Annotated in this window: 12 protein-coding genes; 10 read left to right on the top strand and 2 right to left on the bottom strand. The window is 41.9% G+C overall.

Features of this window, described 5'->3' with window-relative positions; all coding sequences use genetic code 11:
* Positions 1–471: 471 nt before the first annotated feature.
* The 7 genes from fadB (at position 472) to JFC08_RS07420 (ending at position 9165) form a co-directional block, all read left to right on the top strand.
* A complete protein-coding gene (fadB, locus tag JFC08_RS07450; protein WP_198330277.1) occupies positions 472–2631 on the top strand; it encodes a fatty acid oxidation complex subunit alpha FadB in 2160 nt (719 codons plus the stop codon).
* A 260-nt stretch (positions 2632–2891) separates the two neighbouring features.
* Complete coding sequence (fadA, locus tag JFC08_RS07445; protein ID WP_198330276.1) at positions 2892–4064, top strand: acetyl-CoA C-acyltransferase FadA; 1173 nt, start codon at positions 2892–2894, stop codon at positions 4062–4064.
* A 123-nt stretch (positions 4065–4187) separates the two neighbouring features.
* The gene (locus JFC08_RS07440; RefSeq protein WP_198330275.1) at positions 4188–5117 is read left to right on the top strand and encodes a hypothetical protein; all 930 of its coding nucleotides are present in this window, start codon (positions 4188–4190) and stop codon (positions 5115–5117) included.
* 17 nt (positions 5118–5134) lie between these two features.
* Entirely contained in the window at positions 5135–6856 is a 1722-nt protein-coding gene (locus JFC08_RS07435) for a rhomboid family intramembrane serine protease (RefSeq protein ID WP_198330274.1), read from the top strand.
* Positions 6857–7058: 202 nt separating this feature from the next.
* The gene (locus JFC08_RS07430; RefSeq protein WP_198330273.1) at positions 7059–7634 is read left to right on the top strand and encodes an isochorismatase family protein; all 576 of its coding nucleotides are present in this window, start codon (positions 7059–7061) and stop codon (positions 7632–7634) included.
* 180 nt (positions 7635–7814) lie between these two features.
* A complete protein-coding gene (locus JFC08_RS07425) occupies positions 7815–8444 on the top strand; it encodes an HD domain-containing protein (protein WP_198330272.1) in 630 nt (209 codons plus the stop codon).
* A 115-nt stretch (positions 8445–8559) separates the two neighbouring features.
* Positions 8560–9165, top strand: coding sequence for a DUF1287 domain-containing protein (locus tag JFC08_RS07420; protein WP_045447939.1), 606 nt, complete (start codon positions 8560–8562; stop codon positions 9163–9165).
* A 290-nt stretch (positions 9166–9455) separates the two neighbouring features.
* On the opposite strand, the gene asd is transcribed toward JFC08_RS07420, so the two are convergent.
* Positions 9456–10289: an archaetidylserine decarboxylase gene (gene asd / locus JFC08_RS07415; protein ID WP_060491899.1), complete on the bottom strand. Its 834-nt coding sequence runs from the start codon at positions 10287–10289 to the stop codon at positions 9456–9458.
* Positions 10290–10401: 112 nt separating this feature from the next.
* Between asd and dtd the strand changes: the two genes are divergently transcribed.
* The 3 genes from dtd (at position 10402) to phoR (ending at position 12902) form a co-directional block, all read left to right on the top strand.
* The gene (dtd, locus tag JFC08_RS07410) at positions 10402–10857 is read left to right on the top strand and encodes a D-aminoacyl-tRNA deacylase (protein WP_198330271.1); all 456 of its coding nucleotides are present in this window, start codon (positions 10402–10404) and stop codon (positions 10855–10857) included.
* Between the two features lie 156 nt (positions 10858–11013).
* Positions 11014–11718, top strand: coding sequence for a phosphate regulon transcriptional regulator PhoB (phoB, locus tag JFC08_RS07405; protein WP_055125876.1), 705 nt, complete (start codon positions 11014–11016; stop codon positions 11716–11718).
* 80 nt (positions 11719–11798) lie between these two features.
* On the top strand, positions 11799–12902 hold the full coding sequence (gene phoR / locus JFC08_RS07400; protein WP_198330270.1) for a phosphate regulon sensor histidine kinase PhoR: 1104 nt from the start codon (positions 11799–11801) through the stop codon (positions 12900–12902).
* On the opposite strand, the gene JFC08_RS07395 is transcribed toward phoR, so the two are convergent.
* Complete coding sequence (locus tag JFC08_RS07395) at positions 12899–13501, bottom strand: M23 family metallopeptidase (protein WP_198330269.1); 603 nt, start codon at positions 13499–13501, stop codon at positions 12899–12901. The genes phoR and JFC08_RS07395 overlap by 4 nt on opposite strands.
* Positions 13502–13796: the final 295 nt, after the last annotated feature.

Below are 13796 nucleotides of genomic sequence, written 5' to 3'. Positions count from 1 at the left end.
AGTCAGGTAAAGGGCTGCTGCTGATTTAAGAGTGACTTGCGAGTATGGTATTAGCTTGTGACAGTTAGGGGCATAATCCCCTACACTAATTGGCGTAAAAATGATCTGATGATTCAGGGCTAGAGGTTTGCGAGCTTATTTCAGCGAAAAATTTGCTCAACTCTCAGTCCATATTTTTAATGTTAGTATGTTCAATATCAGTACTGGTCACAATATATATAAATGAAGCGCCGTATTCACTTGTGCTAACGCGGTAACATTAAGCATAAAAAATGAATATATAACCATGAGCGCTGGATAATAAAGACATCTTCACTGCTTACTCTATACTGACTTTATAACACAGTATATTGGCAGTGTTATTACTCGTTTTACTAACAATAACTGGCTATATACTTTAATTTTAAAACTTTTAATTTTAAAACTTTTAATTTTAAAACGTAGCTTTCGTTATATAGCAAGGAGTTCCAAATGGTATACCAAGGAAATCGCATCACGGTGACAATGCTAGAGGATGGCATCGCCAACATGCAGTACAACGCCGAAAATGAGAGCGTGAACAAGTTTGATGCTGAAACCAATAAGCAATTTGGTGAAGCCGTTACTGCTTTAGAAAAAGCCGATGACGTTAAGGGTTTAATTGTTACTTCGAGCAAAGGCGTGTTTATTGCTGGTGCTGACATTACAGAATTTGTGGCGTCTTTTAAACAGCCAGAAGAAGAGATTAAAGATTGGGTTATTAATATTAATGACGCCTTTAATCGCTTTGAAGACCTGCCTTTCCCGAAAGTAGCGGCCATCAATGGCGCGGCGCTTGGCGGTGGTTGTGAGATGACCTTGGTTTGTGAATATCGCGTCATGAGCGACAAAGCCATCATCGGTCTACCAGAAACGCAATTGGGTATCTTCCCAGGTTTTGGTGGTACGGTTCGTAGTACGCGTGTCATCGGTATCGATAATGCGCTTGAGTTGATTGCGACTGGTACACCAAAGAAACCACTTGATGCCCTAAAACTGGGCTTGGTTGATGCGACCGTTGCTGCTGATGACTTGCAAGATGCGGCTATTGATTTGGTCAAAAAATGTATCTCAGGTGAGCTTGATTGGAAAGCGAAGCGTGAAGAGAAGCTGAATCCAGTTAAATTAAATCAGCTTGAGCAAGCTATGGCGTTTAACAGTGCAAAAGGTATGATCTTTGCTAAAGCCAATCCGAAGCAATATCCTGCGCCAGCACTTGCTATCGCTGCGATGGAAAAACACGTTAATTTACCACGTGATAAAGCGATTGAAGTAGAAGCGGCTGGTTTTGCAAAAGCGGCGAAAACCCCACAAGCAGAAAGCTTGGTTGGTTTGTTCTTAAGCGATCAGTTGGTTAAAAAATTAGCCAAACAGCACAGCAAAAAAGCACATGAGATCAATGAAGCAGCTGTATTAGGCGCTGGTATCATGGGCGGCGGTATCGCTTATCAGGCAGCCAGTAAAGGCTTGCCAATCATCATGAAAGATATCAAGTCTGAGCAATTAGACCTTGGTATGGGCGAAGCCAGTAAATTACTGGGTAAAATGGTCGATCGCGGCAAAATGACCCCAGCAAAAATGGGCGAAACCTTAAGCCGTATCCGTCCAACGCTTAACTATGGTGACTTTGCTGAAACTGATATCGTTATCGAAGCAGTCGTAGAAAATCCAAACGTTAAGCGTGCGGTTCTTAAAGAAGTAGAAGGTCTAGTAAAAGACGACTGTATCCTAGCGTCAAACACGTCAACGATTTCTATTACTTTCTTGGCTGAAGCACTTGAGCGTCCAGAAAACTTCGTTGGTATGCATTTCTTTAACCCAGTAAGCCGTATGCCGTTGGTTGAAGTTATTCGTGGTGAAAAGTCCTCTGAAGAAGCCATTTCTACTACGGTCGCCTTGGCTACTAAAATGGGTAAAGTGCCTGTTGTCGTTAACGACTGCCCAGGTTTCTTAGTCAACCGTGTGTTGTTCCCATACTTTGGTGCCTTTGATTTGCTCCTTAAGCAAGGTGCGGATTTTGCTCATGTCGATAAAGTCATGGAAAAATTCGGCTGGCCGATGGGTCCTGCCTATCTAATCGACGTGGTTGGTTTAGATACGGGTGTACATGGTGCAGAAGTCATGGCTGAAGGTTTCCCTGACCGCATGAAGCCTGATTATAAAGGCGCGATCGAGCTTTTATATGAAAACAAACGCCTAGGTCAGAAAAACGGCGTTGGTTTCTACAAGTATGAAATGGACAAACGCGGCAAGCCAAAGAAAGTTGCTGATGAAGCCACCTATGAGCTATTAAAAACCACCACAGATAGCGACAAGCAAACGTTTGAAGATCAAGCGATTATTGACCGCACTATGCTAGCGTTCTGTAATGAGACTGTACGTTGCCTAGAAGACAACATCGTCAGCACGCCATCAGAAGCTGATATGGCGATGATTATGGGCGTTGGTTTCCCGCCATTCCGCGGTGGACCTTGCCGTTATATCGACCAAATGGGTCTAGATAACTACTTGGCACTGTGTGAAAAATACGCGTACCTTGGCAAAGCCTATGAAGCCCCGCAAAAGATTCGCGACATGGCAGCAGCAGGCGAGACCTTTTACGCCACCGCGTAATGGGTAGTCATTACTAGGATGAAGTGCCGTACGTGTACTGTTTGAGGGTGAGAGCTATTAATCTATTTATATTTAATGGCACTATTTTTTAATAACAAATCTTTAATAGCACACGTACGATTATAGTTGGCATTCACTTAATGCTAGTACAAGGAAATCGAGCGCAGAGGTACGTATTGTACTTCAAGCGAGATTGACGAGGTAATAGCACTAAAGCGGACTGACTACACTGACAATAAAAATTGAAAAGGAAGTATAGTATGACAATCTTAAGTCCAAAAGACGTGGTCATCGTAGATGGCGTACGCTCAGCGATGGGTAAAACCAAAAACGGTATGTTCCGTCATGTCCGCGCTGATAGCATGTCTGCTGAATTGGTTCGTGCATTGGTTGAACGTAATGACTTTGACCCACGTGACGTCGAAGACATCATTTGGGGCTGTGTCAATCAGACCTTAGAGCAAGGCTTGAACATCGGTCGTAACATCGGTCTGCTAGCTGGTATTCCAAAAACTGCTGGTGGCCAAACAGTCAACCGTCTGTGTGGTTCTTCTATGCAGGCGCTACATACTGCTGCGGCGCAGATCATGACCAACCAAGGTGATGTATTCATCATCGGTGGTGTTGAGCATATGGGTCACGTTGGTATGATGCATGGTGTCGATTTGAACCCTGAAGCGTCAAAGCATTATGCTAAAGCCTCAAACATGATGGGCTTGACCGCTGAAATGTTAGGTCGCATGAACAACATCAGCCGCGAAGAGCAAGATGCCTTTGGTCTTGAGTCGCATCGCCGCGCATGGGCTGCGACCACTGAAGGTCGTTTTGACAATGAAATCATCGGTATCGAAGGTCATGACGAAGCGGGTCGCTTGCAACTATGTACTGTTGATGAAGTGATTCGCCCTGATGCGACCATGGAACAAATGCAAAAGCTACGTCCAGCCTTTGATCCAGTAGGCGGTACAGTAACTGCTGCTACCTCATCTGCACTATCTGATGGTGCATCAGCAATGTTAGTGATGAGCGCGCAAAAAGCTAAAGAGCTAGGTCTAAAGCCACGTGCTCGTATTCGTAGCATGGCAGTCGCTGGTTGTGATGCTGCTATCATGGGTTATGGTCCAGTACCTGCGACGCAAAAAGCACTTAAGCGTGCTGGCATGAGCATCGATGATATGCAAACGATCGAGCTAAACGAAGCATTCGCAGCGCAAGGTCTATCAGTACTAAAAGCATTGAACTTGACGGATAAGCAAGACATCGTCAACATCAACGGTGGCGCGATTGCATTAGGGCATCCACTAGGTTGTTCAGGTGCTCGTATCACGGTTACCTTGCTAAACGCCATGGAGCAGTCTGATACTGAAATCGGTCTTGCGACTATGTGTATCGGTCTTGGTCAAGGTATTGCAACTATTATTGAGCGTGTTTAAGTTTCAGCTAAGCTAATATTTGTTGATTAATATGCTTTAATATCTTGTAAGATGAGCGCCTCTAACTTAATGTTGGAGGCGCTTTTTTTGGTTTAAGTCATAGTAATGAAAGGTAGAGTATAAATGGCACATCATAAATCGTCAGATAAGAGGCGCTTAGATTTAGAGGTGTTTAAGTTAAAAATGCGCTATATCTTTCTTCCTTTTTTAGGTTTTAGTATTGGCGCCATTTTATTCTACAACATCATAAGATGGATGTTGGACATCTGTCTAGGGATATGGCCTCTAAAAGATACGGTCTGGAACTTAATTATCCCAATAATTATCAGTGTTATTTTAGTGCTTGTCATAATGCGAACAAGGATTCGACTGCTAAGATTTGAATTATTTGACGATAATAGCGCTAATGTATTTTACTTGGTGATGATACTTGCTTTATTTCCGCCTATATCAATCAGTCAAGCTTACTTATATGAAGCAGCATATGACATTATTGATATAAGTAATATAAGTGACATTAAATTATATCCAAAACAAAAATACTTCCAATTTGATAATAAAAGTATTGAGAAACAAGGGGTTGTTTCTTACTTCAATACTAGGGAGATGGGGAAATCTAGACAAGAGTTAAAAATATACTTATATTTTGCTACTCCTTTTTATAGAGATAAAGATATCTGGTGGGGACAGGCTTTTACTAAGGTTATTGATAATGATCTTGAAGAAAAAGAGAAAGTTCAACAAATAGAAAATTTTAAAAAGATTTCTAGACAACAATATGCAAATGAAGAGATATCTGCTGCTGATTATTTTGAAAAATTGCAAAACTCAGATACTAAGCATGGTTATTTAGAAGCGATTAGATTGTCAGGTCAGCAACATATTAATGACCCAATAATACTTGTATCTCAGTTGGGCACACTTAACGAAAAAGCATATAAAGAGTTAGCAAAATTCTTTAGGTTTTTTATCATTGGAATGTTTATTTGCTTACTATTAGTCTTAAAAGCAACGATTGATAAAAAAGCATTTCAACAGTTTAAAGTACGCTAGATTAGTGGTGATAGTGCATGGATGATAATAGCAAGCAAAGCCAGTATAGGTATAAAGATAAAAATAGAAGCAGAAACAAAAAAAGAGTAAGCAAAAGGGATAAACAGAAGCGAACACAAAGCCTAAGCGCTAAAGAATCGATCAAACTAAAACTAAAGCAAGTATTCTTGCCATATTTAGGTCTTAGTATCCTGACTATTCTGCTTTTTGGGGCTTTACGCTGGTTGCTAGATATTTATCTAGATATTCTACCTTTAAAGGAAGGCTATTGGGATTTTGGTATTCCTTTTCTGTTAGCTGTTTTAGTCGTTAGTATTTGGATGTGGCCGAGGTATGAGCTTTTAACCTTAAAGTGGGTTAAGCGCAGTAGTTCAGGCTACTTTTTTATAACGATGGTTCTAGCATTAGTGATACCGCTCGTTCTCAGCCAAAACTATTTGTCCAAAGCGGCTTACGAGGTCATTGAAGTAAATAGCTTGAATGATATTCGTCATTATCCAAAGCAAAAGTATTTCAGAGTAAATGATTTTGAGCCACTCAAATTAGAGAGCGTTTCTTATATAGAAACACAAGTAATTAGTGGACGAAATTTTGACTCAACATTGCATATTGATTATTACATTGCGACGCCATTTATAGCCGCTGAGAATATTTGGCTAGGTTCTAGCTACCACACGAAATACGATAATCGTGCAGACCAAAGTATTAAAGACAGTCAATATTCAGCATTTATTAACGACTCGCGCCATAAGTACGCAGCCAAAGACTTCTCTAATATCAGCTACTTTAAGAAACTTAAATCATCAAATAGCAGAAATGCTTACTTACACACGATTTCTACGGCTAATAGGCAATCTAATCTGCCACCCTTGGTATTAATGCCTGAAACAGGATTACTTACTGATAGTTTAGGTCGTGGTTTGGTTTGGGGATTTGGTTCGTTTTTTATTGGTATGGTGCTGTGCTTGTTGCTCGTTCTTGCAGCAGAGTTTGATAGTCAAGAAAAGAAAAGTACGCAAAAACATATACAAAAGCGAAAACATATACAAAAACAAAAGCCCGTAAAAAAACGAGCACCAGTAAGTGATGTATCAAAGAGCCTAGTAGTTTGGTTTAAAGATAATAAAGAACGACCTGCAACGTTGGTGTTAATACTGACCTGTATAGGTACATTTATACTGACCGTATTCATGGGTATGGATATCATTGATCCTTTATCTAGACAGGTAAATGGTGTAGGTGGGTTGACGATGGATGCGCTGCAAGCTGGTAAGCATTGGCGAGTAGTGACATCGCTTTTTGTACACGCAGGGATTATGCGTTTAGTAATGAGTCTGGGGATGCTTTTTGCGACAGGTTATATTTTGGAAAAAGTATTGGGTCCTATACGTTTTACGATTGCCTTTTTTATATGTGGTATTTTCGCTAATGTTTTAGGGGTGCTATATTTTGATATGGACATGGCAGGTGTTTGGGGTGCTACATTTGGCTTGTTTGGTATCGCGATACCGTTGGTGGTCTTTAAGATTTTTAATAAAAAATATCGAGAGCTATTCGGCGGTACTATCACTGCGATATTAATCATTACTTTAACCAGCATGTTCTTTGCATTTATAAACATGCTCATTTATATGGTGTATTATCTTTTAACCTTGTGTTTTGGTATTGTTTTCGGTGTGGTCATAGTCATGACTCAAAAACAGTCTTTATTACGTAATGCTAGGCGTCATAATATATAGTTATTGGCTATTCTTCATTAAGAAACTATATCAAGCAATATGAATCAAACGTGATGAATTGTTATTAATCATTATTAGAGACTATCTCCATTGACGCCCTCAGCAAACTATGACTAAATAACAGTAAGGCTAATAAAGACAATATCAATGATAAAATTAACATAGCCTTTAACAATAAAGTCAGCCGTACAAGGAGTGTGCCATGTCTACTATGATTACCGACCGTACCTATCGAATCGCTCGCGAAAATACCCAAGCGATGATAATCGATGTTCAAGAACGCTTAACACCGCATATTTATGACCATGAAAACATCGTCAAAAAAACAGTGACGCTTATTAAAGGTCTACAAGCACTGAATATCCCGATCATGCTCAATGAACAGTATAAAAAAGGGCTCGGCGATACGCTACCTGAAATACGCGAGGTGTTAGAAGGCGATAACGCCAAAAGCTTTGAAAAGGTCTCTTTTAGCGCTTGTGATAATGATGATTCGTGGCATTATTTAGCGCAGCAAAATCGAAGTATTGTTTTGCTATTTGGCGTAGAGACACATGTCTGTGTACTACAAACAGCGCTTGATTTGCTAGATAATGGCATGCAGCCCGTCATCATTGGTGATGCGGTCGGCTCACGCTTCCCATATGATAAAAAGCAAGCGATTCGCCGTATCCGCCGTGCTGGTGGCGTGATTACCACGGTTGAAACCATTCTGTTTGAGCTGTGCCGAAGCAGTCAAGACCCTGCTTTTAAAACCATCAGTAACTTGATTAAATAGTTATTTTATTCAAGATAGAACCGATAGCGCTTACTCACATAAGCGCTATTTTTTATAGTGGTGTTCATTAGCTATAGGTTGGCATGCTCTTTTATAGCGCTCATAAAATGTATAATAATTGCTTATGCGTAAAGGTAAAATGAAGCACTATATCTTCGTAGAAAAATTAAGAGAAAATTTATGCCATCAATAAAACCCCTTTTATTAACCAATCCAACGCTTGCCTCAAACATTAATATAGATCATGTCACTCATTTCTTATTAGAGCTTGATGCGCTTAAACGTATCAATCGTCGTAGCTATGTGACGCATACCACACGCAAAGAAAACTCTGCCGAACATTCATGGCATTTAGCGATGGCGTGCTGGTCTATCGCTGAACAGTTTGAGCTAGATGTCAATCATGAAAAACTACTCAAGATGGCATTGGTACATGACTTGGGTGAGATTGACGCAGGCGATACGTTTTTATTCGCAAACAGTCGTAGCGAGGCGCACATTGAAGAACGTGCGGGCATTGCTCGATTGCAAGCTGAGCGTGGCAATGGCATCATGGATTTAAATGAGATTTGGGAAGAGCAGGAGACGGGTAGCAGCAATGAAAGTCAGCTGCTCAGAGTGGTTGATCGCTTATTGCCTTTTTTATTGAATTTAAATACCAATGGAAAAACGTGGATTGATGCTAACGTCACGTGCTCGCAAGTGACTGCGGCACTTGCTTTTATCAAAGACAGCTTTCCTCCCATTCATGATTGGCTATCAAAAAATATCGACTATGCGACTCGGCAAGGGTGGTTGATTGATGCTTAAATAGAGCCATCGTTTTGCCGTTTACATGTTTGCAAACATTCATCTTTTTCAACTAGTAAAGCATTTATAGTTAGCTCAATGAGCGATTAAGTACATTATATAGAGAGATTATTAAATGAGAGTCACTGGCACTTATAAGGTTTTTGCTAAATCGCTCGTCTTTGTTAGCCTATTAACTTTGGCGCAACTAACGCAGGCTGCCGCACCTATTAGTAATGGTGACAAACTGGCGCACGATGCTAAAAAACAGATCGGCATTACCACCAGCTATGATCCTGCTTACCGCAAGTTGGATTTTCCGCGTGGCGATGTACCGATAGAAACTGGCGTCTGTACCGATGTTATCGTCCGTGCTTATCGCTTGCAAAATATAGATCTACAGCAATTAGTCAACCATGATATGAAGTCAAATTGGTCGGCTTATCCAAAGACTTGGGGGCTGAAATCAACCGATAAGAATATCGATCATCGCCGAGTGCCCAATCTTGAAGTGTTTTTTGCGCGTCACGCAAAGACATTATCGACGACTGATAAAGCCAGTTTTCAAGCAGGCGATGTGGTGACGTGGCGGCTACCGAATGGCAATTTGCCGCATACAGGTATCGTCTCCGATAAAGTCGCTGCGGATGGTACACCGCTGATTATTCACAATATCGGACGCGGTACGCAAGAAGAAAACATCTTATTTGCTTATCCCATTCTCAAGCACTTTCGTTATTAACTACTTTCATTATTAACTAGGGTGTGTCATCAATTAGATTGTGAGGCTTAAAATGAGAAAAATTGTAGATAAACAAGGAGGAAATTACCGTTAATATGAACATATTGACAAAATTTCTGACGATATTTAGCAAAATTTAGCCATTTTAAGACCACTAAATGTATTCATGTGCTAATTGATGACACGCCCTAATACGTTGCGATAAGATAATTACCCACAATAAAAGGCTCAGTTCAACATAGATTATGATGCTGGACTGAGCTTTTTTAAGTCATTAAATCGCTCAATTATTAAGCGTTAGTAGTCCCTAGTAGCTGTCCCATTTTTACCACACTATCGGCTTTCATACTGTCTTGCCAATCTGCTTTTGCGCCTTTTGGTAGAATGACAATTGCGGTTGAGCCTAAATAAAAACGACCCAGCTCATCGCCTTTTTCAAAGCTCATATTGTGCTCAGCTTCTTGAATATCATCAGTGCGGGCAATTTTACCAGTCGCCACTGTTTCGATACCAGCGACAATCATCGCCCCAACCATCACCACCGCTGCTTTACCATATGCTGTATCAAACAGACAAACCAAGCGTTCATTACGCGCAAATAAGTCTGGCACATTTGCTGCCGTAGTATTGTTGACCGAAAATAGCGTACCCGGTACATAACGGGTTTTGGTTAAGGTGCCGGCGAAGGGCATATGTACACGGTGATAGTTACTGGGCGCAAGATAAACTGTCGCAAAACTGCCATCCGCAAAATAGCGGCCATCTTCACTGTCAGCAAGCAGTTGACCAACGTCATAATAGCGACCTTTTGCTTGGAGCAATTTATGGTCGTCAATTTGACCCAACTGCGAGATAATACCATCGGCAGGACTGACGATACCATGAGGAGTCATGTCGATAGGGCGCGCGTCTTCTTTTAGCTCACGAGTAAAAAAATCATTAAAGCTCTCATAGGCGTTGAGACTTTGGCGCTCATACTCGTCCAAGCTGACGTTGTAGGCTTTAGCAAAGCTACGGATAAACGTGCGTTTAACATAAGGATGGCGGCTAGCGGCTAGGCGCCCAGCAACTTTACTCAGTTGCTGCTGCGGGACTAGCTGTTGTAAAGTAGTGAATACATTCATAATGAGGCTACCAAAATAGGGTGTGATGTAATAATTAATAAGCAAGAGAATGGCCGTATTTTATCATGGAAGGCGTATTATTGTATGGGCATAATTGGTAAGGAATCCGTAAATGAAAGCACTTATACAGCGCGTATGCCATGCTAGTGTCACCGTCGATGCGCAGTGTGTTGGTACGATTGAGCAAGGCATATTGGCTTATATTGGTTTGGGGCCTGATGACGACCTAACAAGCGCACAGCGAATGGTGGATAAAATCCTCACCTATCGTATTTTTGACAATGATGATGATCCTGCCAAGTACGGCAAACTGGATAAAAATGTCCAGCAAGTTGGTGGCGGACTGTTATTGGTATCACAGTTTACGCTAATGGCAAAAACAGACAAGGGTCGTCGCCCTGACTTTGGTGGTGCGATGGCACCTGATGCGGCGCAAGCGTTGTTTGCGCAATTGGTCGCTTATGCCAACACGCAACACTCAAACGTGGCAACTGGTCAATTTGGTGCCAATATGCAAGTGTCGAGCATCAATGATGGTCCATTGAATTTCTTGTTAGAAGTGAATTGAGTAAACCAAGCATTAGCTGTCACGAGACCTATGAAGCGCTTAAAAGTTGAATGTCATTAAACTGTCATAATTACCCCGTTTAATAGGGAGCAGCAGGCGAGCATTTATCGCCTTTTTTGTCAGCCAAATGTGGTCCTCTAACACTGAGAATGCCGTATGTATAATGAGCAAATTTTGATTGTTGAAGATGAACCTGCGATTCGTGAAATGATCGTCATGACGCTAGAGATGGCGGGATTTGATAGTCTGCAGGCAGCAGATGTATCTGAGGCGCACCAACAAGTGGTCGATCACCGCCCTGCGCTGATTTTGCTAGATTGGATGCTGCCTGGTGATAAAAGTGGCATTGATTTTTGTCGATTGCTCAAAAACGATGAGCTACTCGCTGAGATACCAGTCATTATGTTGACGGCTAAAAGTGAAGAGGACAGCAAGGTGCATGGCCTTGACGCTGGGGCTGATGATTATATGACCAAGCCTTTTTCGACACGTGAGTTAATATCCAGAATCAAAGCAGTATTGCGTCGTAGTAACGCGCTCAGTAGTGATAAACCTATCGAAATCGGCAATCTGAGCCTTGATCCCAAAAGTCAGCGGGTGACAGCGGCTGGTAAAGTGGTTGATGTTGGTCCTACGGAATATCGATTACTGGCATTTTTTATGAGTCATCCAGAGCGTGCCTATACGCGGACGCAGCTGCTAGACCAAGTATGGGGCGGTAATGTATATATCGAAGATAGAACCATTGATGTGCATATCAAACGTTTGCGGACATTACTACGACCGCATCAATGTGATACGTTGATACAGACAGTACGCGGGACAGGCTATCGATTTTCTAGCTTTATTGAACCAATTTAACGGACGGTTTTTATTCGCTATAAAAGCAGTATGTCAATCGTAGCACAGTGAAAAACGGCGAATAGTGATAAGGATGATGGATGAACACCCTAATATCGGCTCAAGGCGACCAACAAAATAAATCACTGCTAGCAACTCAGCAGAATACAACGGATCAACTCAAAAAAATTAGAAGCGCACTACGCGCATTGCGTGATGCGGTGGTTTTGCTCAATGACGATGATGGGCTCGAATGGTGGAATCAGGCCGCCGAAGATTTAATGTTGTTACAGTTATCAGATAAAGGTAAGTGCATTTTTGACTTTATTAGTGCGCCTGAATTTCGTCAGTATTATCAGGCGACGACCAACCCTAACGATGGTGCTCAGGATGGTGTGCACATTGTCTCGTGGCGCGCGCCCAAGCGTTATCTAAAGTGTGAGCTCACGCCTTTTGGCGATGAGAAGCTGCTCATTATTTATGATGTGACGCGCTTGCATCATTTAGAAGAGATGCGCCGCGATTTTGTGGCGAATGTCTCGCATGAGTTACGCACACCGTTGACCGTCATGATGGGTTATCTAGAAAATTTTTCGGATCAGCCAGATATGCCGCCGCATTGGAAGCGAGGGTTTGAGCTGATGAGCCAACAGACTGCGCGTATGAATAGAATTGTGAATGACTTATTGCTGTTATCTCGCATCGAAATCGAAGAAACCCATGAGCTCAGCTATATTGATATGACCAAGCTGCTGACCCATGTTTATGATGATGCGCAAGCGTACAATCAAGAATATGGGCATACCATTCACTTGCAGATAGACACTTATGACGGACTGTATGGCTCAGAGATGTATCTAAATAGCGCGCTTTCTAATCTGGTGATTAATGCCATCAAATACACGCCCAAGGGCGGTAATATCGCCATTAGCTGGACAAAAACGTCAGAAGGTTGCCGATTTGCCGTCGAAGACAATGGTATTGGTATTGCACCTGAGCATATCACACGGTTGACGGAGCGTTTTTATCGTATTGATAAAGGTCGTAGTCGGGCGACTGGCGGCACAGGGCTAGGTTTGGCAATCGTTAAACACGTTTTATATCAGCATGAGGCTAATTTACAAATTGAATCAGTAGAAGGGGTAGGCTCGACGTTCAGTATGGTATTTCCAGCTGCCCACATTAGATCAGCTGCGATACCCTAATCTTTTTGTAAAAGTGGATAGGGGTTCACTGCACTGCCGCTGATATAAATACCGTAATGGACGTGCGGCGGCGTACCTTTGGCATTCCCACTGTCGCCGACGTAACCGATGATATCGCCGCTATTTACCCAGTCGTTTGGGCTAAAATCGGCATAATCCTCTAGATGCGCATAATAATGTCCGGCGCCGCCCGGTCCAATGATGAACACCACGCGACCGCCTAACGTATTTTCACCGACTTTACTGACGATGCCTTGTGTCGTGGCCTGTATCGGCGTACCTCGCTTGGCAAATATGTCGATGCCTTCGTGAGAGCGACCTTGGCTACGCGCGCCGCCCCACGTATCGGTTAGGTGCTGTGCTGGTAATGGCGAGGGCAGACTGTTTTCTGTGGGCAGTGGTTGTTGTAATAAACTGAGCTGTTGCCATTTTGCCATCACAAACGACTGGGTTTGTTGACTGATACTCGGTAAGAGCTTGTCAAATACAAATAACAGCATCAATAATACAGCTGCCTTGATGAATACACTTAGTATACGGCGTAAAAAGGTTGGTTTTGAATTTGGATTTGGCGGAAGCTTATTACCATCTGCTAGCATCGATATCTCTTTATTTTTTTTGAGTTAACTCTAATGGGTAGTATAAGAGTTAACGTCTCTATTCTTTGTATACCATTGTTATTTCTAGTTTTTATCCCCATAAACATAACGTAGTTTTTAAAAGTTACGTGGCTTTTAAAATTCACGCGGCTTTTAAAATTCACGCGGCTTTTAAAATTCACGCGGCTTTTAAATTTACCTAGCTTTTACAATTGCACTTAAAACACCAATGTTGCTACCTATAGCGAAATAACTATCTATCAATAACTATGCTTAAATAACGATGGCTAAATCT

The organism is Psychrobacter cibarius, from assembly GCF_016107535.1.
In the GTDB taxonomy this organism is placed as follows: Bacteria; Pseudomonadota; Gammaproteobacteria; order Pseudomonadales; family Moraxellaceae; genus Psychrobacter; species Psychrobacter cibarius.
This window is presented reverse-complemented; position numbering and strand designations above follow the sequence as displayed.

What these genes read in the sequence shown, in the direction of transcription:
- fadB (WP_198330277.1), top strand. Translation starts at nt 472, where the DNA reads ATGGTATACCAAGGAAATCGCATCACGGTGACAATGCTAGAGGATGGC.
- fadA (WP_198330276.1), top strand. Translation starts at nt 2,892, where the DNA reads ATGACAATCTTAAGTCCAAAAGACGTGGTCATCGTAGATGGCGTACGC.
- JFC08_RS07440 (WP_198330275.1), top strand. Translation starts at nt 4,188, where the DNA reads ATGGCACATCATAAATCGTCAGATAAGAGGCGCTTAGATTTAGAGGTG.
- JFC08_RS07435 (WP_198330274.1), top strand. Translation starts at nt 5,135, where the DNA reads ATGGATGATAATAGCAAGCAAAGCCAGTATAGGTATAAAGATAAAAAT.
- JFC08_RS07430 (WP_198330273.1), top strand. Translation starts at nt 7,059, where the DNA reads ATGTCTACTATGATTACCGACCGTACCTATCGAATCGCTCGCGAAAAT.
- JFC08_RS07425 (WP_198330272.1), top strand. Translation starts at nt 7,815, where the DNA reads ATGCCATCAATAAAACCCCTTTTATTAACCAATCCAACGCTTGCCTCA.
- JFC08_RS07420 (WP_045447939.1), top strand. Translation starts at nt 8,560, where the DNA reads ATGAGAGTCACTGGCACTTATAAGGTTTTTGCTAAATCGCTCGTCTTT.
- asd (WP_060491899.1), bottom strand. Translation starts at nt 10,289, where the DNA reads ATGAATGTATTCACTACTTTACAACAGCTAGTCCCGCAGCAGCAACTG.
- dtd (WP_198330271.1), top strand. Translation starts at nt 10,402, where the DNA reads ATGAAAGCACTTATACAGCGCGTATGCCATGCTAGTGTCACCGTCGAT.
- phoB (WP_055125876.1), top strand. Translation starts at nt 11,014, where the DNA reads ATGTATAATGAGCAAATTTTGATTGTTGAAGATGAACCTGCGATTCGT.
- phoR (WP_198330270.1), top strand. Translation starts at nt 11,799, where the DNA reads ATGAACACCCTAATATCGGCTCAAGGCGACCAACAAAATAAATCACTG.
- JFC08_RS07395 (WP_198330269.1), bottom strand. Translation starts at nt 13,501, where the DNA reads ATGCTAGCAGATGGTAATAAGCTTCCGCCAAATCCAAATTCAAAACCA.